This window comes from Actinophytocola gossypii (genome assembly GCF_025165815.1).
In the GTDB taxonomy this organism is placed as follows: domain Bacteria; phylum Actinomycetota; class Actinomycetes; order Mycobacteriales; family Pseudonocardiaceae; genus Actinophytocola; species Actinophytocola gossypii.
Window position 1 is genome coordinate 666871 of sequence record NZ_JAFFZE010000006.1, and the last position, 20915, is coordinate 687785.

At 72.3% G+C, this 20915-nt stretch carries 17 protein-coding genes, 1 tRNA gene and 1 riboswitch; of the genes, 10 read left to right on the forward strand and 8 right to left on the reverse strand.

Annotation, left to right across the window (positions count from 1 at the left end):
* Positions 1–96: 96 nt before the first annotated feature.
* The 8 genes from JT362_RS07840 (at position 97) to JT362_RS07875 (ending at position 10121) form a co-directional block, all read left to right on the forward strand.
* Entirely contained in the window at positions 97–1662 is a 1566-nt protein-coding gene (locus JT362_RS07840) for a transglycosylase family protein (protein ID WP_260190347.1), read from the forward strand.
* A 6-nt stretch (positions 1663–1668) separates the two neighbouring features.
* Complete coding sequence (locus JT362_RS07845; protein ID WP_260190348.1) at positions 1669–2184, forward strand: GNAT family N-acetyltransferase; 516 nt, start codon at positions 1669–1671, stop codon at positions 2182–2184.
* Positions 2185–2193: 9 nt separating this feature from the next.
* Positions 2194–3030 carry a 16S rRNA (adenine(1518)-N(6)/adenine(1519)-N(6))-dimethyltransferase RsmA gene (rsmA, locus tag JT362_RS07850; RefSeq protein ID WP_260190349.1) on the forward strand — a complete coding sequence of 279 codons (837 nt, stop codon included), beginning with the start codon at positions 2194–2196 and terminating at the stop codon, positions 3028–3030.
* A gap of 50 nt (positions 3031–3080) precedes the next feature.
* Positions 3081–3170, forward strand: a riboswitch (SAM riboswitch).
* A 160-nt stretch (positions 3171–3330) separates the two neighbouring features.
* Positions 3331–4332 carry a methionine ABC transporter ATP-binding protein gene (locus JT362_RS07855; protein WP_260190350.1) on the forward strand — a complete coding sequence of 334 codons (1002 nt, stop codon included), beginning with the start codon at positions 3331–3333 and terminating at the stop codon, positions 4330–4332.
* Between the two features lie 35 nt (positions 4333–4367).
* Positions 4368–5330, forward strand: coding sequence for a 4-(cytidine 5'-diphospho)-2-C-methyl-D-erythritol kinase (locus tag JT362_RS07860; RefSeq protein WP_260190351.1), 963 nt, complete (start codon positions 4368–4370; stop codon positions 5328–5330).
* Positions 5331–5343: 13 nt separating this feature from the next.
* Positions 5344–6645, forward strand: coding sequence for a hypothetical protein (locus tag JT362_RS07865; RefSeq protein ID WP_260190352.1), 1302 nt, complete (start codon positions 5344–5346; stop codon positions 6643–6645).
* 19 nt (positions 6646–6664) lie between these two features.
* The gene (locus tag JT362_RS07870) at positions 6665–8431 is read left to right on the forward strand and encodes an ABC-F family ATP-binding cassette domain-containing protein (protein WP_260190353.1); all 1767 of its coding nucleotides are present in this window, start codon (positions 6665–6667) and stop codon (positions 8429–8431) included.
* A gap of 19 nt (positions 8432–8450) precedes the next feature.
* Entirely contained in the window at positions 8451–10121 is a 1671-nt protein-coding gene (locus JT362_RS07875; RefSeq protein ID WP_260190354.1) for a fatty acyl-AMP ligase, read from the forward strand.
* Here JT362_RS07875 and JT362_RS35365 read toward each other — a convergent pair.
* The 7 genes from JT362_RS35365 to JT362_RS07910 form a co-directional block, all read right to left on the reverse strand.
* The gene (locus tag JT362_RS35365) at positions 10093–11808 is read right to left on the reverse strand and encodes a DivIVA domain-containing protein (RefSeq protein WP_311202673.1); all 1716 of its coding nucleotides are present in this window, start codon (positions 11806–11808) and stop codon (positions 10093–10095) included. The two genes, JT362_RS07875 and JT362_RS35365, sit on opposite strands and share 29 nt — an antisense overlap.
* Before the next feature lie 13 nt (positions 11809–11821).
* The gene (gene pth / locus JT362_RS07885; protein WP_260190355.1) at positions 11822–12412 is read right to left on the reverse strand and encodes an aminoacyl-tRNA hydrolase; all 591 of its coding nucleotides are present in this window, start codon (positions 12410–12412) and stop codon (positions 11822–11824) included.
* A gap of 57 nt (positions 12413–12469) precedes the next feature.
* A complete protein-coding gene (locus JT362_RS07890; protein WP_260190356.1) occupies positions 12470–13108 on the reverse strand; it encodes a 50S ribosomal protein L25/general stress protein Ctc in 639 nt (212 codons plus the stop codon).
* A 171-nt stretch (positions 13109–13279) separates the two neighbouring features.
* A complete protein-coding gene (locus tag JT362_RS07895; protein WP_260190357.1) occupies positions 13280–14260 on the reverse strand; it encodes a ribose-phosphate diphosphokinase in 981 nt (326 codons plus the stop codon).
* Positions 14257–15744 carry a bifunctional UDP-N-acetylglucosamine diphosphorylase/glucosamine-1-phosphate N-acetyltransferase GlmU gene (glmU, locus tag JT362_RS07900; RefSeq protein WP_260190358.1) on the reverse strand — a complete coding sequence of 496 codons (1488 nt, stop codon included), beginning with the start codon at positions 15742–15744 and terminating at the stop codon, positions 14257–14259. The genes JT362_RS07895 and glmU overlap by 4 nt, the downstream gene beginning before the upstream one ends.
* Before the next feature lie 48 nt (positions 15745–15792).
* Complete coding sequence (locus JT362_RS07905) at positions 15793–17496, reverse strand: GGDEF domain-containing protein (RefSeq protein WP_260190359.1); 1704 nt, start codon at positions 17494–17496, stop codon at positions 15793–15795.
* 48 nt (positions 17497–17544) lie between these two features.
* Positions 17545–17615: transfer RNA gene (locus JT362_RS07910), tRNA-Gln, on the reverse strand.
* 212 nt (positions 17616–17827) lie between these two features.
* Between JT362_RS07910 and JT362_RS07915 the strand changes: the two genes are divergently transcribed.
* Positions 17828–18790, forward strand: a complete 963-nt coding sequence (locus tag JT362_RS07915; RefSeq protein ID WP_260190360.1) for an acyl-CoA desaturase — start codon at positions 17828–17830, stop codon at positions 18788–18790.
* A gap of 107 nt (positions 18791–18897) precedes the next feature.
* Positions 18898–19497: a TetR/AcrR family transcriptional regulator gene (locus JT362_RS07920; protein WP_260190361.1), complete on the forward strand. Its 600-nt coding sequence runs from the start codon at positions 18898–18900 to the stop codon at positions 19495–19497.
* Positions 19498–19606: 109 nt separating this feature from the next.
* On the opposite strand, the gene JT362_RS07925 is transcribed toward JT362_RS07920, so the two are convergent.
* The gene (locus JT362_RS07925; protein WP_260190362.1) at positions 19607–20794 is read right to left on the reverse strand and encodes a PQQ-dependent sugar dehydrogenase; all 1188 of its coding nucleotides are present in this window, start codon (positions 20792–20794) and stop codon (positions 19607–19609) included.
* Positions 20795–20915: the final 121 nt, after the last annotated feature.

Below are 20915 nucleotides of genomic sequence, written 5' to 3' on the forward strand. Positions count from 1 at the left end.
TCCCGTGACCGTAGCTGAGACGAGGCGGTCTCGGGGCACCCGGAAGACGCGGTTGTCGGGGTACTCCCTGGCCTTTCTCTGGAGGTAACGACCACTGTGAGCGGACACAGATCCGGCGACTTCGACGGTTCCGGCTTCGCCGACACCGACTGGTTCACCCCGGTGGACTCGCCGGCCAACACCGCGACCGCGGTCCTGGACACGGACACGAGCGCGGACTTTCGCGCCTGGCGTGCCGAGTTCCCCGACTTCTACGACGAGGCCAGCCCGGCGTACGGGCAGCTCCCCGACGCGGACGTCAACGCCTACTCCGGTGACCTCGCCATCACCCCGAGCGACGTCCGCGTGGCCCTCGGCCCGCAGGCCGACGAGCTCATGGCCGTGGCCAACGTCGACGTCGACGAGCTCATCCGGCTGATCAACGCCGAGACCACCGTCCTCCCGGTCATCCCGGACGACCTGTCCGAGATGCCCGGTGTGCCGCGGGTGCGGCGCCTCCCGGCCGAGGAGCCGGAGGAGGAGAGCCAGGGCCTCGCCACCGGCATCAAGCGGTGGAAGAAGAACGTCCTCAAGGCCACCCTCGCCTCGATCCTCGTCTCGATGATCGGCGGCGGCGCCGCGGCCATCGCGATGAACAAGTCCGTCACGGTCGACATCGACGGCAAGTCCCACCAGGTCAACACCTACGCCGACACCGTCGGCGAGGTGCTGGAGGACGAGGGCCTGAACGTCGGCTCGCACGACGCGCTGTCCCCGTCGCCCGCCGCGAGCATCAACGACGGCGGCACGATCGTGCTGCAGCGCGGCCGCCAGCTCCAGCTGACCATCGACGGCGAGCAGCGCGACCACTGGGTGCGCGCGACGACCGTCGAGGACGCCCTCAAGGCCGTCAACGTCTCCGCCGACGGCGCCTGGATGTCCCACGACATGGGCGCGGCGGTGCCGCTCAACGGCCTGTCGATGGAGATCAAGACCCTCAAGAACATCACCCTGTTCGACGGCGGCAAGAAGCCGGTGCCGATGCAGACCACGGCGGTCACCGTCGACGAGCTCCTGGCCGAGCTGAACCTCAAGCTGGGCAAGGACGACAAGATCACCCCCGGCAACGCCATGAAGGTCACCGACGGCTCCGAGGTGCGGATCACCCGCAACGGCGTCACGGTGGTCAACAAGACCGAGAAGGTCGAGCCGCCGGAGCAGATCGTCGAGGACCCGAACGCCGACGAGGGCACCGAGGTCGTGCTCGACCCGGGTGTCGCGGGCGAGCGGATCGCCACCTACCGGGTCACGATGAAGAACGGCGAGGTGATCTCCCGCGAGGAGATCGGCTCCAAGATCACCAAGAAGCCGAAGCCGAGGGTCGTGCGGGTCGGCACCAAGGAGCCCCCGGTCCCGGAGATCTCCGACGGCGAGGTCTGGGACGCGCTGGCGCAGTGCGAGTCCGGCGGCGACTGGTCGATCAACACCGGCAACGGCTACTCCGGCGGCCTGCAGTTCCTGGACAGCACCTGGGACGCCTACGGCGGCGAGCAGTACGCGCCGTCCGCGTACCAGGCCACCCGCGAGGAGCAGATCGCGATCGCGACCAAGGTCCGGGACGCGCGCGGCGGCGGATACGGCGCCTGGCCGCACTGCTCGCAGCAGCTGGGCCTGCCCCAGTAGCCGGACGTGGTCCGGGACGCCACGGCGAGCGACGCCGAGGCGTGCGCCGCGATCTACGCCCCGTACGTCACCGACACGGCGGTCACGTTCGAGACCGAGCCGCCGACCGTCGCCCGGATGGCCGAGCGGATCGCGGCCGCGACCGCCACGCACGCCTGGGTGGTGCTCGAAGACGGCCGCCGGGTCGTCGGCTACGCCTACGGCGGCCCGTTCAAGGACCGCGCGGCCTACCGCTGGGCCTGCGAGGTCAGCGTCTACATCGAACGCGGCAGGCGGCGCACGGGTGCCGGCCGCGCCCTCTACGGCGCGCTCCTCGACCGGCTCGCCGCGCGCGGGTTCCGCACCGCGGCGGCCGGCATGACGCTCCCGAACGACGCCAGTGTCGGCCTGCACCGGGCGATGGGCTTCGAGCCCGTCGGCACCTACCGGCGGATCGGCTGGAAGCACGGCGCCTGGCACGACGTGGCCTGGGTGCAGCGCACGCTCGTGGCCGCCGACGACCCGCCCGAGGAGCCCCAATAGGCTCGTTCGGTGCGCAGTGACTTGCTCGGGCCGGCCGACGTGCGGCGGCTCGCCGGTGAGCTGGGGCTGCGGCCGACCAAGCGGCTGGGCCAGAACTTCGTGCACGACCCCAACACCGTGCGCCGCATCGTCACCGCAGCCGGCCTGACCGACGACGACGTGGTGGTCGAGGTCGGGCCGGGACTCGGGTCGCTCACCCTCGCCCTGCTGCCCGCCTGCGCCCGCGTGCTGGCCGTCGAGGTCGACCCGGTGCTCGCCGCCCGGCTGCCCGCGACCGTCGCCGACCGCGCCCCCGGCCTGGCCGACCGGCTCGACGTGGTCGAGGGCGACGCCCTGCGGGTCACCCTGGACACCGCACCGACGAGCCTGGTCGCCAACCTGCCCTACAACGTCTCCGTGCCGGTGGTGCTGCACCTGCTGGCCACCCTGCCGTCCCTGCGCAGCGCCCTGGTGATGGTGCAGGCCGAGGTCGCCGACCGGATGGCCGCGGGCCCGGGTTCCCGCGTCTACGGCGTGCCCAGCGTCAAGATCGCCTGGTACGCGGACGCGCGCCGGGTCGCTACCGTCCCGCGCTCGGTGTTCTGGCCGGTGCCCAACGTCGACTCCGCGCTGGTCCGGCTGACCCGCCGCGAACCCCCGCCCGGCGACCGGGACGCCGTGTTCGGGCTCGTCGACGCCGCGTTCGCGCAGCGGCGCAAGACGCTGCGGGCGGCCCTGGCCGGCTGGGCCGGGTCCGCGGCGCGGGCGGGCGGGCTGCTGGAGCGTGCCGGGGTCGACCCTGGCACGCGCGGCGAGCAGCTCTCGGTCGCGGACTTCGCGCGAGTGGCTAGCGCAACACTCGATTGACCCGTCAGGCAGTTGCGATCATCGCGGGTCGTCGGGTTGACTGGGGTAGGTATCCATCCTGAGCGGCCGAGAGACCTGGCTCGTCGACGCCGCAGCAACCACCCGTCGCGGGCAGGTGCTACCGCCAGGAGCGATGGAGGAGTGAGAGCCATGGTCCTGCTCACGACCAGGCGAGTCATCGATCAGTGCCGGCGCACCGTCACGGGCTGTCGACTCAGCAGGTAACCCCGCCGAGTCCACCCGTCACCCCAAACCTGCCCAGCGATCCCTGGGCAGGTCCAACGCGCCTGGAGCACAGACGTGATCACCCTGGAGAACCTCAGCAAGTCCTTCCGAAGTACGGCCGGCTCGGTCGTGGCCCTCGACGACGTCACCCTCGACGTGCCGGCCGGTGTCATCGCCGGCGTGGTCGGTCCGGCCGGCGCCGGCAAGTCGACCCTCGCGCGGGTGCTGTCCCTGCGCGAGCGCCCGGACAGCGGCGTGTTCCGGCTGGACGGCCGCAACACCGGCGCGCTGGACGAGCGCAGCCTGCGCCTGGCCCGCTCGCGGATAGGCGTGGTGCCCGCCGGTGAGTCGCTGCTCGGGCAGCGCACCGCCGCCGGGAACATCGCGCTGCCGCTGGAGCAGGCCGGCATGGACGGCCCGCAGCGCCGCGAGCGCGTCGGCCGGGTGCTCGACCTGATCGGGCTCACCGACAAGGCGGCGACCTACCCGGCCGACCTCACCGCCGGGCAGCGGCAGCGGGTCGCGGTGGCCCGCGCGCTGATCGGCGAGCCGGACGTGGTGCTCGCCGACGACCCGACCGGGTCCCTGGACGCCGACGGTGCCGCGGGCGTGCTCGCCGTGTTGGACCGGGCGCGCGCGGAGCTGGGCGCGACGGTGCTGGTCGCCACCCAGGACACCAGCGTGGTGCGGCGGATCGCCGACGACGTCGCGGTGCTGGAGCACGGGCGGATCCTGGAGACCGGGCGCCTGCTGGAGCTGGTGCGGGACCAGGACAGCCTGGTCGCCCAGGCGGTGCTGCCGGCGATCGACGGGCCGGTGCCGCACGGGTACGCGGACGTGGCGGACGTCGTGCTGGTGGGCTTCGCGGCGGTCGGTTCGCTGCTGCCGGAGGCCACGAGCCGGTTCGGCACCGAGATCGCGGTGGTGGGCGGCGGGGTCACCAAGTTCGGCGAGACCCCGGTCGCGCGGTTCCGGCTCGGCCTGACCGGCGCCGGCTCCGACGCGGCCCTCGGCTGGCTCTCCGCCCGAGGTGCCGCCGTCCACCGCCACGCCGTCCGGGAGCTCGTGGCCGCCTGATCCGGCATCGATCCCGCAGGCCGTAGGCTGGGAGGGTGTTGGCTGTCGTTCCGCGTCCGGTGACCGTGCGGGTGCCGTCGAAGGTGAACCTGCACCTCGCGGTCGGTGCGGTGCGCAAGGACGGCTTCCACGAGCTGGCCACGATCTTCCAGTCGCTGTCGCTGACCGACGACGTCACCGTGGCCATCGCGGACGAGCCGGGGGTCGAGGTCCGCGGCGAGGGCGCGACGTCGGTGCCGACCGGCGGCTCGAACCTGGCCTGGCGCGCGGTCGAGGAGCTCGCCCGGTACGTGGGCAAGGAGGCCGACGAGCCCAAGGTGCGGGTGCTGATCCGCAAGGGCATCCCGGTGTCCGGCGGCATGGCGGGCGGCAGCGCGGACGCGGCCGCCACCCTCGTCGGCCTGGCGAACCTGTGGAAGCTGGAGATCAGCCGCGACGAGCTGGCCTCGGTCGCCGCCACCCTGGGCAGCGACGTGCCGTTCATGCTGCACGGCGGTACCGCGCTCGGCACCGGCCGCGGCGAGCAGATCGTGCCGGTGCTGTCCAGGCACACGTTCCACTGGGTGCTGGCGTTCGCCCGCGGCGGCCTCGCCACCCCGAAGGTCTACGGCGAGCTGGACCGCCTGCGCGCCACCGGCGAGCCGGCCCGCGTCGGTGCCGTCGAGCCGGTGCTGGAGGCGTTGGCGTCCGGGGAGGCCCGCCAGCTCGCGCTGCTGCTCGGCAACGACCTGCAGGCCGCCGCGGTCTCGCTGCGTCCGGGTCTGCGCCGCACCCTGCGTGCCGGCGTGAACGCGGGTGCGCTCGCCGGCATCGTCTCCGGCTCGGGCCCGACCTGCGCGTTCCTGTGCGCCGACGCCGAGGCCGCCGTGCAGGTCGCCGCCGAGCTGTCCGGCGCGGGCGTCTGCCGCACGGTCCGCGTCGTGCACGGCCCGGTCCCCGGCGCCCGCGTGGTCAACGACGAGGAGCCGCATTCCACCCCACCGCAGGTGCACGCCTAGCTACCGTTGGTGCGTGCGCGTCGCCGTTGTCGTCCTGTTTCTGGTGCTCGCGGGCTGCACGGTCCCGGTCGGGTCCAGGCCGCTGCCCGACCCCGCCGTCCCCGTGGACCGCGACCAGGACGCCGTGCTGGCGGCGCTGCGGCTGGTCGACGCGTGCGCGATGGTCGACGGGAACGTCACCGCGCTCGGACCCCACCGGTGCCAGGTACGGGCCGGTGGCAACGAGTTCTTCATCCGGATGGGCGTCAGGTTCGACGAGGAGGACAAGAGCCGCCCCCGCGTGCTCGGCGGCGCCAAGGCCTACGTCGACCCCTTGGACCGGGCACGCTGCTCGGCCCACCTGCCGGTGAGCTTCAAGCTCTCGATCCGGTTCGACGTCGTCCGAGGGCCGTGCGCGGCGGTGCTCCCCGTCGTCGAGACCGCCGCGCGGCGCCTGCCCACCCTGCCGCCGGCCGAGCTGCCGATGGCCGACTGGGACCCGTGCACCCTGCTCGCGGCCGCCCTGCCGACCCGCCTCGACCACCAACTCGACCTGGACCGGCGGGGCAGGCACGGCATGGACGGCTGCGTCGCCGACGCGGAGCTGCCGACCCCCGTACCCCGGATCCAGCTAACTCTCGCCTACGGCCCCGACCCGGACAGCTCCGACACAGTCGGCGGCATGCCGGTCGCCGTCGAGCCGATCGGCAGCAAGTGCGAGGTGAGCTGGACCAACGGCCCGTTCGGCGCGGCGGAGCAGGTCGTCGCGGTGCGCGCGCCGGACTGCGACCTGGCCAGGGAGATCGCCGCGGGAGTGCTGTCCACCCCGCCCCGGCCGCCCTCGATCACCCCGCAGGACCCGCTGCTCTACGGGCCGGACGAGCCGGACGTGCCGAGGACCGGCCCGTGCGCGTACATAAAACTCGACTGTCGCCCGCACGAGGACACCCCGCTGCCCGACGACGACATAGTCGCCGCGGCCGAGGACCCCGACGTCGCCTGCCAACTGGCCCGCGAGCCGGTCCGCGAACGGTTCCCCCTGGTCGATCCGGTGATCACCTACGACCACTGCCAGTTCGTCACCACCAGCCGCGCCGTGACCGTGGGCGTGTCGTTCCACCCGCCGGGGCAACATGAGCTGTACCGGGGGAAGGGGACCAGGGCCGACATCGCCGGGCTCGAGTCCTGGACCGTGGACCGCGACACCACCCGCGCGATCGAGGTCGTCCTGCCGGAACAGCGGCTGGTCGTCAGCGTCACCGTCGAGGGCGACCGGGCCCCGCTGCGGCAGGCCCGGGGCATCGTCGAGGACATCGTGACGACGTATCTGGTGTGACCGGTACCGTGGGGCCGTCATGGTCAACCTGGTCAACCTCGAATCCGTCGGCAAGAGCTACGGCGTGCGCCCGCTGCTCGACGCCGTCTCCCTCGGCGTCGGCGCGGGGGACCGGATCGGCGTGGTCGGCCTCAACGGCGGCGGCAAGACGACCCTGCTGGAGGTCATGGCCGGCGTCGAGCCGCCGGACAGCGGGCGGGTCAGCCGGAGCCGCGACCTGCGCCAGGCCGTCGTCACCCAACGCACCGAGCTGCCGGCGGGCTCCACGGTCCGCAACGCCGTGCTCGACCCGCTCGGCATCACCGCCGAGCACGAGTGGGCGGCCGACCCGCGTGCCCGCGCGATCCTCGGCGGCCTCGGGATCACCCGGCTCGGCGTGGACAGCCCGGTGGCGACGATGTCCGGCGGCGAGCGGCGCCGGGTCGCGCTGGCCGCCGCGCTCGTCCAGGAGCTGGACCTGCTGATCCTCGACGAGCCGACCAACCACCTCGACGTCGAGGGCGTGCGCTGGCTCGCCGAGCACCTCGTCGCCCGCCGCACCGCGCTGGTCGTCGTCACCCACGACCGCTGGTTCCTCGACACCGTCTGCACCCGCACCTGGGAGGTCGTCGGCGGCCGGGTCGAGCAGTACGAGGGCGGCTACGCCGACTGGGTGTTCGCCCGCGCCGAGCGCGCCCGGCTGGCCGCGACGATCGAGGAGAAGCGGCGCAACCTCGCCCGCAAGGAGCTGGCCTGGCTGCGCCGCGGGCCGCCCGCGCGCACCTCGAAGCCGCGTTACCGGATCGAGGCCGCGGAGGCGCTGATCTCCGACGTGCCGCCACCGCGCGACTCGGTCGAGCTGCTCGCGTTCGCCAAACGCCGGCTCGGGCGCACGGTGCTGGAGCTGGAGGACGCCTCGGTCTCGGTCGGCGGCCGGGCCCTGGTCGACCGGCTGACCTGGCGGATCGGGCCGGGCGACCGGATCGGGCTGGTCGGCGTCAACGGCTCGGGCAAGACCACGCTGCTGCGGCTGCTCGCCGGCGAGCTGGAGCCAGAGCACGGCAAGCGGGTCCAGGGCCAGACCGTGCGGCTGGCGTACCTCAGCCAGGAGCTGCACGACCTGCCTCCCACGCTGCGGGTGCTGGAGGCGGTCGAGGAGATCGCGCGGCGGGTCACGCTGGGCAAGCAGGAGCTGTCCGCCTCGCAGCTGGCCGAGCGGTTCGGCTTCCCGGCCGCGCGGCAGTGGACCCCGGTCGGCGACCTGTCCGGCGGCGAGCGGCGGCGGCTGCAGCTCGCCCGGCTGCTGATGGCCGAGCCGAACGTGCTGCTGCTCGACGAGCCGACCAACGACCTGGACATCGACACCCTCCAACAGCTGGAGGACCTGCTCGACGGCTGGCCGGGCACGCTGGTCGTCGTCTCGCACGACCGGTACCTGGTGGAACGGGTCTGCGACGCGGTGTACGCCCTGCTCGGCGACGGCGGGGTCACCCACCTGCCGGGCGGTATCGAGGAGTACCTGGCCCGCCGGGACGCCGCCTTCGCGCCCCCGCCCTCGGCGCCGCGCCCGGCCGCGCCGGCCCGGTCGAACGCCGCCGAGCAGCGGGCCGTGCGCAAGGAGCTGGCCCGGCTGGAGCGCCGGTTGGACGCGCTGACCCAGCGGGAGGAGTCGCTGCACGCCGCGCTCGCCGAGGCCGCCACCGACGCCGACCGGCTGCTCGCGCTGGACGCGGAGCTGCGTGAGGTGGTCACGGAGAAGGCAACCGTCGAGGAACGTTGGCTCGACGTGGCGGATGCGGCCGAATAGGCCCATCTAGAGTTGACGTATGAGTCGATTCGTCGACACGCTGGTCGGCACCGCGAACGCGGGTGGCCGGGAGCGTGGCGTCACCACCGGTGAACCCAACGAGCCAGTGCGCACCACCTGGGCGGAGGTGCACGAGCAGGCCAGGGGGATGGCCGGCACCCTGGTCGCCGGCGGCCTCGCCCGGCACGACGCCGTGGCGGTGCTGGCCGCGGAGCCCGCCGTGATCGGTCCGGCGGTGCAGGCGGTGTGGCTCGCCGGCGGCAGCGTGACGATGCTGCACCAGCCGACGCCCCGGTCGGATCTGGCCGGGTGGGCCGAGGACACCGTGCGGGTGCTGAACATGATCGGCTCCAAGCTGGTGCTGCTGGGAGCGCCGTTCGACCAGCTGGCCCCGGTCCTCGACGAGCACAACATCGGCTACCGGCTGATCGCCGACCTCGCCGGCGGCACCCCGCTGGCGTCGATCGTGGAGGTCGACGAGGCCGCGCCCGCGCTGCTCCAGCTGACCAGCGGCTCGACCGCCGAGCCGAAGGCCGTGCGGATCACCCACGGCAACCTGCTGGCGAACATCACCGCGATGGCCGACCGCGCTGAGCTGGACGCCGAGCGGGACACGATGGTGTCGTGGCTGCCGATGTTCCACGACATGGGGATGGTCGGCTTCTACACCACGCCGATGCTGATGGGCATCGAGCTGGTGAAGGTCACCCCGGTCGACTTCCTGTCCGCGCCGCTGCTGTGGGCCAGGCTGATCTCGAAGTACGGCGGCACGATCACGGCGGCGCCCAACTTCGCCTACGCCCTGCTCGGCCGGCGGCTGTCGGGTGCCGACGAGGAGTTCGACCTCTCGACGCTGCGGATCGCGCTCAACGGCGCGGAACCCATCGACGAGAAGGCCGTCAAGTCCTTTGTAGACGCAGGCGCCCGGTTCGGAATGCCGGCGGAATGCGTGTTCCCCGCCTACGGAATGGCCGAGGGCACGCTGGCGATCTCGTTCGCCCGCCCGTTCATCGGTCTGCGCCTGGACTACGTGGACGCGGAACGCCTGGAAGCGGACAACCGAGCGGTGCCGGTGGATCCCGCCGTCGCGACCCGTTCGTTCGCCGTGCTCGGCCCGCCCCTGGACGGCTTCGAGGCGTCGATCGTGTCCTCGTCCGGCGAGGTGCTCGGCGAGCGCGAGGTCGGCGAGATCCGGGTCCGCGGCGACTCCGTGACGCCGGGATACCTGACCGTGGACGGCCCCCTGGCGACCCAGGACGCCGACGGCTGGCTGCTCACCGGCGACCTGGGGTACATAGTGGACGGTGAGATCGTCATCTGCGGCCGCGCGAAGGACGTGATCATCCTGGCGGGCCGGAACATCTACCCGACCGACATCGAACGCGCCGCTGCCGCGGTGGAAGGTGTCCGCGCCGGCAACGCGGTCGCCGTCCGGTTGGACGCCGGAACCCGCCGCGAGCGCTTCGCCGTGGTCGTCGAGTCCACCAAAGCCGGTGACCCCGAGGCGGAGAAGGCACTGCGCAAGGACGTCGGCGCGCGCGTGTTCGAGGCGGTGAACGCCCGCCCGGTGGCCGTGGTGGTGCTGAAGCCGGGAACGCTGCCGAAGACCCCGTCGGGCAAGCTCCGGCGCGCGGCGGCGGGCGAGCAGGTGGCCGACCAGATCAGAGCTCGCGCCGACGAAGCTCCGTGATCCAGGCCAGCCGGAGGGCTTCGACCGCGCCCACGTGGTAGCCCTGCCCGATGAAGAACGTCCGAGCGAGGCCGAACCCGGCGATGTCGTCGGCGCGTGGCCCCTCCGGCTCGGTGATGGCGGCGGCGAGGAGCGTCATGAGCCGCTCGACGTCGCCGGGGCGGTAGCCGCGCTCGCCGGGCGGAGCCGGGGGGAGGGGGAGCGCGAGCAGGTTGGTGTCCCGCCAGGCGTCGAGCAGGCTTTGCCCGGGGGGTTCGGCCGACGGCGCGAACGCGTCCGCGGGGATCGGGTTGGCGTGCACCGGACTGGTGGGCGTGGGCTGGACGGGGTGGGGCGCCGGATCGGCTGGTGACGCGCTGGCCGGCGGGTTCGGGCTGGGGCTCGGCTTGCGCGGTACTGGGCTGGCCGGTGTCGCGCTGGCCGTCGGGTTCGGGCTGGGAGTCGGGGTTGGTGTCGCGTTGGCCTGGGTCGGGCTGGGGGTCGGCGCTGGTGTGGCGTTGGCCTGGTTCGGGCTGGGGGTCGGCTTGTCTGGTGTTGGGGTGGCGGGTTGGTGCGGGCTGGGGCTTGGGGCTGGTGTGGCGTTGGCCTGGTTCGGGCCGGGGGTTGGCTTGTCTGGTGTTGGGGTGGTGGGTTGGTGCGGGCTGGGGCTTGGGGCTGGTGTGGCGTTGGCCTGGTTCGGACCGGGGGTCGGCTTGTCCGGTGTAGAGGTGGCGGGTTGGTGCGGGCCGGGACTTGGGGCTGGCGTCGCGCTGGCCGGGGGCGGGCCGGGGCGCGGCTTGTCCGGTGTTGGGGTTGCTCGTGGGTAGGGGCTGAGGGTTGGCTTGGCCGCGGCCGAGCCGCCCGCGTTGGCGGCGGCCGGCTCGGCGGGGTTCGCGGATGCTTGCTCGTCAGCGGCGGGCTTGGTCGAAGCCAAGCCGGCTGAGGGCTGGTCGGCCGGGGACGAACTGTCTCGATCTCGATCGGTAGTCGGCTTTGGGTCGGCGGCGGAGTCCTGCCCGGCGGCCGCTACCGACGCGATCTGGCCTGGGCCGGCCGGGTGCACGTCGGCTGGGCCTGCGTCGGCGGCGCCAGGGTCCGTTGGGCTCGGCGAGGCCGGGTTGGTGGCTGCGCTGCCAGCGTTCAGGCTCGTCGGGGCGGGGTTGCCGGCGACGGAGGCAGCAGTGGTCGGGCCGCTCTGCGTGGGGCTGGCGGCGGGGCCGGTGGCGTTCGGGGTGGGGCTGAACGTGGCTGGGCCGGTGACGCCTGGGCTACCGGGAGTCGGGCCGCCCGGTCCTGGGGCGGTGACGGTCTGGTCGCCGGGCGCGCAGCCAGGGCTTCCGGCGGGCAACGAGGACGGGGCCACCGCCCACAGCATCGGGCTCGTCTGTTCCGCAGGGCGTGGTGGGGTGGGCGGCGCGGCCGGCCGGCGGCGTCGGGCCCGGCGCTCCAGCTCCGCCTCCACCAGGTCGAGGAACTCGTCGACCTGGTCCTCGTGGTAGCCGCGGCGGATCAGGGGGGCGCTGTCGAACATCACCTCGCGGACGTCCTGGGCGGTCAGGGGGTCCGTGCCGGACAGTGCGGCCTGCACGCGGTCCAGGAAGTCGTCGACCTGGTCCTCGTGGTAGCCGCGGCGGCCCAGGGGTGCTCGGTCGAACGTGACGCAGTCGACCACCATCGGAGTCAGCGGGACCTCGTCCGGCTGCTGCATGTGCGCCTCCCGGTCAGCGCGTGTGGAAGAGGTTCTGCGCCGCTTCCAAACCCTTGCCCACCAACGCCTCCGTCGCGTCGGCGCACCGGTCGACGTGGTACGCCAGCTCGCGGCGCTCGGCCCCGGAGAAGTCCCGGAGCACGAAGTCGGCCGGGTCCATCCGGCCGGGCGGGCGTCCGATACCGAAACGTACCCGCAGGTAGTCCCTGGTGCCGAGGGACTTGCTGATCGAACGCAAACCGTTGTGGCCGTTCTCGCCGCCGCCCAGTTTCAGGCGCACCGTTCCATAAGGCAGGTCCAGCTCGTCGTGCACGACCACCAGCCTGGGCGGGTCGACCTTGAAGAACCGGGCGGTGCCGACCACCGGACCGCCGGACACGTTCATGTACGACCTCGGCTTGGCCAGCGCGACCCGGCGCCCCTCCAGCCGCCCCTCCAGCACGTCGGCGCCCGCCTTGTGGCCCTTGAACCTGCCGCCCATCCGCGCCGCCAGCTCGTCGGCGACCAGGAAGCCGATGTTGTGCCGATTGCCGACATACCTCGGCCCGGGATTGCCGAGGCCGACCACCAGCACCGGCTCGTCCGCGTTCGATGGATCCGGCATCTCGACGTCCTCGAGAGGCGAAACCGGGCGGCCCGGCGGGGACCGCCCGGTCTCGGCTCAGCTCTCGCTCTGGCCCTCGGCCTCGTCCTCGACGGCCGGGGCGGGCGGCTCGGTGCCCTCCGGGACGTCGACACCGGCCTCCATGTCCTCGGCGGTCGGCGCCTGGTTGACCGCGACGATCAGCGTCTCCGGGTCGGTCAGCAGCTCCGAGCCGGGGGGCAGCGTCACGTCGGAGGCCAGGATCTGCGTACCGGCCTCGACGTCCTGCACCGACACCTCGAACTGCTCGGGAATGTGCAGCGCCTCGACCTCCACCGACAGGACGGTCGCGTCCTGGGTGATCAGGGTGCCGGGCTGCGCCTCACCGGTCAGCACCACCGGCACGTCGACGGTGACCTTCTCGCCGCGCTGGACGAGCAGCAGGTCGACGTGCTCGATGTAGTTCTTGATCGGGTGCGTGGTGACCGTCTTGGTCAGCGCGAGCTCGCTCTTGTTGTCGATGTCGAGCCGGAGGATGGCGTTCTGGCCGTTCTCCCGGACGACGCGGGCGAACTCGATGGCGGGCAGGGCCAGGTGCTTGGGGTCGGAGCCGTGGCCGTACAGCACCGCGGGGATCTTGCCGTCACGGCGGGTGCGGCGCGCGGCGCCCTTGCCGAACTGGGTACGTGGTTCGGCGGCGAGACGGACCTCGGACACGGTGGTGCTCTCCTTGCTGGGGGTACTCGGGCGGCGGCGGCCAGCGGCGACGGGCGTACGCGCGGCATCGAACCGCCGCGTCGATCACGCCAGGCGTGACGCCTGCCCTCGCCGAGGCAACCCCGACAGTTTACGTGGGGCTTCCGTGTCGTTGGCGTGGGGGCGGGCGGGTCAGGCGTTGCCGTCGAAGAGGCTGGTCACCGAGCCGTCCTCGAAGACCTCCTGGATCGCCCTGGCCAGCAGCGGCGCGATGGACAGCACGGTCATCTTCGCGATCCGCTTCTCGTCCGGGATGGGCAGCGTGTTGGTGAACACGACCTCACGCGCGCCGCACTCCGACAGCCGCTGCGGCGCCGGGCCGGACAGCACGCCGTGCGTCGCGGCCACCACCACGTCGCGCGCACCCTCGGACAGCAGCTGGTCCACGGCCTTGGAGATCGTGCCGCCGGTGTCGACCATGTCGTCGATCACCACGCACAGCCGGTCGCGGACCTCGCCGACCACCCGGTTGGCCACGACGTCGTTGGGGCGCAACGGGTCGCGCGTCTTGTGGATGAACGCGATCGGCACGCCGCCGAGGTCGTCGGCCCACTTCTCGGCCAGCTTCGTGCGGCCCGCGTCCGGCGAGACGACGGTGACGTTGTCGCTCCCGTAGGTCTCGCCCACGTAGCGGGACAACAGGGTCTGTGCGAGCAGGTGGTCCACCGGGCCGTCGAAGAAGCCCTGGATCTGCGCGGTGTGCAGGTCGACGGTCATGATCCGGTCCGCGCCGGCGGTCTTGAACAGGTCGGCGACCAGCCGCGCGGAGATCGGCTCGCGGCCCTTGTGCTTCTTGTCCTGCCGCGCGTACGGGTAGAACGGCATGATCACGGTGATCCGCTTGGCGGACGCCCGCTTCAGCGCGTCCACCATGAGCAGCTGCTCCATGATCCACTGGTTGATCGGCTCGGAGTGGCTCTGGATCACGAACGCGTCGCAGCCGCGGACCGACTCCTCGAACCGGACGAAGATCTCGCCGTTGGCGAAGTCGTACGCCGACTGCGGGGTGATGCTCACGTTGAGGTGCTTGGCCACCTCCTCGGCCAGCTCGGGGTGCGCGCGGCCGGAGAAGAACATCAGGTTCTTCTTGGGCGTCCCGGACTTCGCGTTCATGACCCCTCCTCGTCCGTCGGCGACTCGCCGAGTGCTCGCCGGGCCGCCTCCGCCGCCGCCGTGTCGGGACGCCTGCGCAGCACCCAGCCCTCGATGTTGCGCTGCTCGCCCGCCGACACCGCCAGCGCGCCGGGCGGCACGTCCTGCCGCAGCACCGCTCCCGCTCCACTGTAAGCACCGTCGCCGATGGTCACGGGCGCCACGTACATGTTGTCCGAGCCCATCCGCACGTGGGAGCCGACGACCGTGCGGTGCTTGGCCACGCCGTCGTAGTTCACGAACACGCTGGCCGCGCCGATGTTGGACTTCTCGCCGATCTCCGCGTCGCCCACATAGGACAGGTGCGGCACCTTCGAGCCCGCGCCGAGCGTGGAGTTCTTCAGCTCGACGAACGTGCCGACCTTCGAGCTCGTGCCCAGCCGAGTGCCCGGCCGCAGGTAGGCGAACGGGCCGACGCTGGCCCCGTCGCCGATCTCGGACTCGCTGCCGTGGGTGCGCACCACGCTGGCGCCGGCGCCGACCGTCACGTTGGTGAGCGTGGTGTCCGGGCCGACTGTCGCGCCCTCGCCGACGCTCGTCGCGCCGCGCAGCTGCACGCCCGGCTCCAGCACGACGTCGCGGGCCAGCTCGACGCCCGCATCCAGCCAGACCGACATCGGGTCGACCACGGTCACGCCGGCGCGCATCCACCGCTCCAGGAGCCTGCGGTTCAGCTCGGCGCCGAGCGTGGCGAGCTGAACCCGGTCGTTGACGCCCTCGACCAGCCACGGGTCCGCGCACGCCCAGGAGGCGACCCGGTGCCCGTCGCCGCGGGCGATCGCCAGCACGTCGGTCAGGTACTGCTCGCCCTGCGCGTTGTCGGTGGACAGCCGGCCGAGCGCGTCGGCCAGCACGGCGGCGTCGAACGCGTACACCCCGGAGTTGATCTCCCGGATGGCCGCCTGCTCGGGGGTGGCGTCCTTCTGCTCGACGATCGCGATGACCGACCCGTCCTCGCCGCGCACGATCCGGCCGTAGCCGGTGGGGTCGTCGACGCGCGCGGACAGCACGGTGACCGCGTTCCCCGCCGCGGCGTGCTCGGTGAGCAGGGCGGACAGGGTGGCGGTGTCCAGCAGCGGCACGTCGCCGTAGGTGACCACGACGGTGCCGGTGAGCGCGGGCAGCTCGTCCAGCGCGCAGCGGACCGCGTGGCCGGTGCCGTGCTGTTCGGCCTGCACCGCGACCGTGACCCTGGCGTCGGTGTCGTCTCCGATGTTCTTGGCGACCTCGTGCAGGTGTTCGGTGACCGCCTCGCGGCCGTGCCCGACGACCACGGCCATCCGCCGGGGCGACAGCCCGGCGGCGGCCCGCACGGCGTGCTCGACCAGCGAGCGGCCGGCCAGCCGGTGCAGCACCTTGGGGGTGGCCGAGCGCATCCTGGTGCCCTCGCCGGCGGCGAGGATGATCGTGCTGACTTCGCCGAGCCCGGTGGAGCCCTCGAGCATCAGCCTCTCCTTGGCGTGGTCGAGTCCCGAAAGGTCAGGGATTCGATCCTACGTGGCCTCGGGTAGCACCCACGCGGGGTCGGGCTCGCCCGCCAGGGGGACAAGGTCGTCACCCTCCGTGCTCGAGATGGCCACGACGTCGTTGCCGCCGCGGCGTTTGGCCTGGTACATCGCGGCGTCGGCGCGGGCCAGCGCGCGGGCGGAGGTTTCGTCGGCACACAGCGACACCACGCCCACCGACAGGGTGACGCCGTGGGAAAGATCATGCGGGAGCGCGGCCACGGCGTCCGCGGCCCGGCGCAGCGCCGCCGCGGCCGGCTGCAGCGGGGCGCCCGGCAGCAGCACGATGAACTCGTCGCCGCCGTAGCGGGCGACCATGTCGCTGCCGCGCAGCACGTCCCGCACGGTGCTGGCGATCACCCGCAGCACGTCGTCGCCCTCGGCGTGCGACAGCCGGTCGTTGACGCCCTTGAACCCGTCCAGGTCGACCAGCGCGATCGCCAGCGGGCGGCCGTCGCCGGACAGTTCGGCCAGCCGCTCGTCGAGCGCGCGCCGGTTCGGCAGGCCGGTGAGCGGGTCCTGCAGCGCCTGCCTGGCGATCGTGCCGTGCCGGCGGGACAGCCGCTCGTGCTCACGGCGGGTGTCCAGGGCCGCCACCCGGGACTCACGCATGTCCCACAGCTGGGTTTCCAGCTCGGCGACGTAGTGACGCAGCGCGCTCGCGGTCCGCTCGGCGTCGTCCTGGCCGGACAGCCGGGCGAACTCGCGGATCAGGCACAGCAGCAGCGCGGGCTCGGAGACGCTGTCGTCCAGGCGCTTCTGCACGCCCGCGAGCACCTCCACGGCGTCGCCGATCCGCCCGTCGGTCTCCAGGCAGCGGGCGAGCGCGATGGCCACGAAGAACACCTCGCGCGGCGCGGCCAGGTCCAGCAGGCCGGTCAGCCGCTCGACCTGCGCCCCGGTCGGCTTGGCGAGCGCGTGCGCGGCGCCGACCACGGCGATCTGGTCGGCGGCCGGGCGGTCGGTGCGGCGGGGGAACAGCGACTCGCGGAACGGCGCCTCCACGTCGGAGGCCATCGCGGCGGCGCGGTCGAACCGGGCGGCGGCGTCCTCGCCGATCCGTTCCAGGCGCAGACCCCAGCTCAGCTGCATCCGGCAGACGGTGATCAGGTGCACGGCGATGTCGTGCGGGCCGGCGCCGTGCCGGATGTGCCGGTGCGCGCGGCGCATGACCTGGTCGCCCGCCTCGTAGACGCCGAGCTCCATCAGCACCAGGCCGAGGTCCATCAGCGTGGAGGCCATCAGCACTTCCCACACCCGGCGGCCGAACAGCTCGTCCGGTTCGAGCTTCTCGTCGAGCATCGCGAGCCCGACGGCGGCCTCGGTGAGCGCGCGGTCCTCGTACCCGGACAGCAGCAGCCACTTCGCCCGCAGCGCGTGCGCGTCGGCCTGCAGCACCAGCAGGCCGTGCCGCTCGGAGTGGGCGAGGAACTCGTCGACGATCTCCTCGGTGGCCTCGGCGGAGGAGTTGTTGACCCGGATCACGGCGGCGGCGCGCAGGAGCTGGCCGACCATGCGCGGCTCGCCGCGGCGGCGAACCTCGTCGAGGATGCGGTCGACCTCGTGGATGTGCCGGGCGCGGGTGCCCCGCTCGCTCACCTGGGCGATGGCGAGCAGCTCACGCGCGCGGCCGACGAGCCAGGCGTCAGAGCGCTCGTCCAACGCCGGTAGGTCGACCGCGCCACCGTCCACGCCTGGCTGTCACCTCGTGTTGTTGTCCCGCTGTCCACCTTCGGGCAGCTCCGCCGCCAGGGATCGAACCTGGACCATCAGAACCAAAATCTGAGGTGCTGCCTTTACACCACGGCGGACCGGCGGACCGGTGCCCGGCCCACTGGGAGGACATCGTGACATGCATGGCCTTCGGTCGGCAGTGGTACCCGTCGAATGGACCAAGAGCGCGTCCATTCGGGTGTGAGCTGGATCACTGGACCGCTGCGATCTGATGTACTTACGCTGTCGTAGGTTACGTATCCGTAGGTGAGGCTGGCCTTACTGAGCGGTAAGAAGGGGTTAACGAGGAATGACGACGACCCTCGACGAGACGTCCGGCGGGGCACAACCCAAGCCAAAAGGGCCGAAGCCGATCACCGTCGGCCGGCGGAACAACTGGACGCAGTTCGGTGTCTACGTGTTCGTCCTGCTGCCGTTCGCGGCGCTGATCGCGGCCGTGCCGCTGGCCTGGGGCTGGGGGTTGACCTGGGTGGACGTGGGGCTCGCCGCGTTCTTCTTCTACCTGACCGGGCACGGCGTGACGATCGGCTACCACCGGTACTTCACGCACGGTTCGTTCAAGGCGAAGCGACCGATGAAGATCGCACTCGCGATCGCCGGGAGCATGGCGGTGCAGGGGCCGCCGATCATCTGGGTGGCCGATCACCGGCGCCACCACGCGTACTCCGACAAGGAGGGCGACCCGCACTCGCCGTGGCTGTTCGGCACCGGCCCGGTGGCGTTGGCCAAGGGCTTCTGGCACGCGCACATGGGCTGGCTGTTCGACCGCGACATCACCAACAAGGAGCGGTTCGCCCCTGACCTGATGGCGGACAAGGACATCGTCCGGGTGAACAACCTGTTCTGGCTCTGGACGGTGTTGACGTTCACCCTGCCGGCGCTGCTCGGCGGCCTGATCACCTGGTCGTGGTGGGGTGCGCTGACCGCGTTCTTCTGGGCCGGGTTCGTGCGGGTGGCGATCCTGCACCACGTCACGTGGTCGACGAACTCGATCTGTCACATGATCGGCGACCGCCCGTTCGTGAGCCGGGACAAGGCGGCGAACGTGTGGCCGCTGGCGATCCTGAGCTTCGGGGAGTCGTGGCACAACCTGCACCACGCGGACCCGACGTGCGCGCGGCACGGGGTGAAGAAGGGCCAGATCGACACGTCGGCGCGGTTCATCTGGATGTTCGAGAAGTTCGGCTGGGTGCACAACGTGCGCTGGCCGACGCCGCAGCGGTTGGCGAAGATCAGCGCCGGGGCGGAGTAAGTCCGTTTCACGTTCTGTCGGCGGCTGCCCGTAGGGTGGCCCGCGTGGCGGCGAGGCGGCGGGAACGTAGGACGAAGCGTGGCGAGGCGCCGGTCACGCGCGTGCGCATGACCGGCGAGGAGCGGCGGCAGCAGCTGCTCGACGTGGCCAGATCGCTGTTCGCCGAGAAGGGGTTCGACGGTGCGTCGGTCGAGGAGATCGCGCACCGGGCGAACGTGTCGAAGCCGGTGGTGTACGAGCACTTCGGTGGCAAGGAGGGCGTCTACGCGGTCGTGGTCGACCGGGAGATGCACTACCTGCTGTCGGAGATGACCTCGGCCCTGGCGGAGGACGCGCACCCGCGGCTGCTCCTGGAACGCGCCGCGTTCGCGCTGCTGGACTACGTGGAGAGCTCGACCGACGGTTTCCGCATCCTGGTGCGCGCGTCCCCGGTCGCCGCCTCCACCGGCACCTTCTCGAGCCTGCTGAACGACATCGCCTCCCAGGTGGAGAGCATCCTCGGCGTGCAGTTCACGTCGCGCGGCTACGACTCGAAGCTCGCCGCCCTGTACAGCCAGGCCCTGGTCGGCATGGTCGCCCTCACCGGCCAGTGGTGGCTCGACGTCCGGCGACCCAAGAAGGAGGAGGTCGCCGCCCACCTGGTCAACCTCTCCTGGAACGGCCTACGCCACCTCGAGAACGCCCCCGACCTCCGCGAGTCCCACTGACACCTCGCGAGTCGTACCTTCCCGTCGCGCGAGTCGTACCTTCCCGTCGCGCGAGTCGTACCTTCCGGGAGCGTACGACTCGCGGGTCGGGAGCGTACGACTCGCGAGGTCAGGCCGGGGTGACGCGGAGGAGCTTGTCGTCCTGGCCGTTGGTGGTGGTGATGTAGAGGTTGCCGTCCGGGCCGAGGCGGGCGGCGCGGAGGCGGCCGAACTGGTCCTGGATCTCCGGGGGGATCGCCACGGAGTCGACGTCGCCCGCTTCGGCGAGGGTGAGGAGGATGACCTTGGCGCCCTTGAGCGCGGTGACCACGAGGGCACCGTTGAGGGCGCCCCACTGCTCGCCTTCCAGGAACGTCGCGGCGCAGACGGCCTCGGTGGTCTCGCCGGACTGCCACTTCGCGGGCACCGCGTCCGGGAAGCGTTCCAGGTCGGTCATCGGGACGCTCTCGTCGTAGCCGTCGACGGTGCCGCCCTGGGACGGGTCCCAGCCGTAGTTTCCGCCGGGCTGGATCAGGTTGACCTCGTCGTTCTTGTCCGGGCCGTGCTCGGCGGTGAAGATCTGGCCGCTACCCGGCCGGATCGCCACGCCCTGGATGTTGCGGTGGCCGTAAGACAACAGGTACCGCTCGTTCTGGTTCTCCGAGTCGATGAACGGGTTGTCCGGCATCGGCTCGCCGGTCTCCAGGTTCAGCCGGAGCACCTTGCCGCCCAGGCTCGTTCGGTCCTGCGGGACCGACCCGACTGCGGTGTCGCCGGTGCCGACGATCAGGCTCCCGTCGTCGGCGATCGTGGGGCGGCAGCCGGAGTGGCGGCCGCCGGTCAGCGGAAGGCCGGTGAGCAGGTCCCGCTCCCGGGTCGCCGACCGGCCGTCGTCGGACAGCTGCCAGGTCACCAGGCGGATGTCGACCGGCTCGCCGTTGGCCATGTGGGTCTGGCACGTGGTGAACCGGCGGCTCTCGGCGAAGTCCGGGTGCACGACCATGCCCATCAGGCCGCCCTCACCCTGCACGAACACGTCCGTCAGGTCGGCGTCCACCTCGGTCACGCTGGCACCGGGCTCCGAGCTGGACAGCAGCGCGATCCGCGCCGGCCGCTGGGTGACGAGCACCTGCCCGTCCGGCAGGAACCCGATGTCCCAGCCGTGCGACATGCCGCGGGCGACCTCCTCGACCCGCAGGCCGGGCACCTCGGCGGTGCTGCTCGGCGTGCTCGGCTCGGACCTCGGCTCCGCCCGCGCCGGAACCTCGCCCACCCCGGGCTGGGAGCACGCGGTGAGCGCGGCGGTGACGGCCGTCATGACGACGAGAAGACTCGCCCGGTTTGCCATGGGTCCATCCTGCCCCCTCGTGCGTCGGATGGGTGTGAGCGACTTTCCGGCCACCTTCGGCTCCGTCACCTCAGGGGAACGTGACGCAATC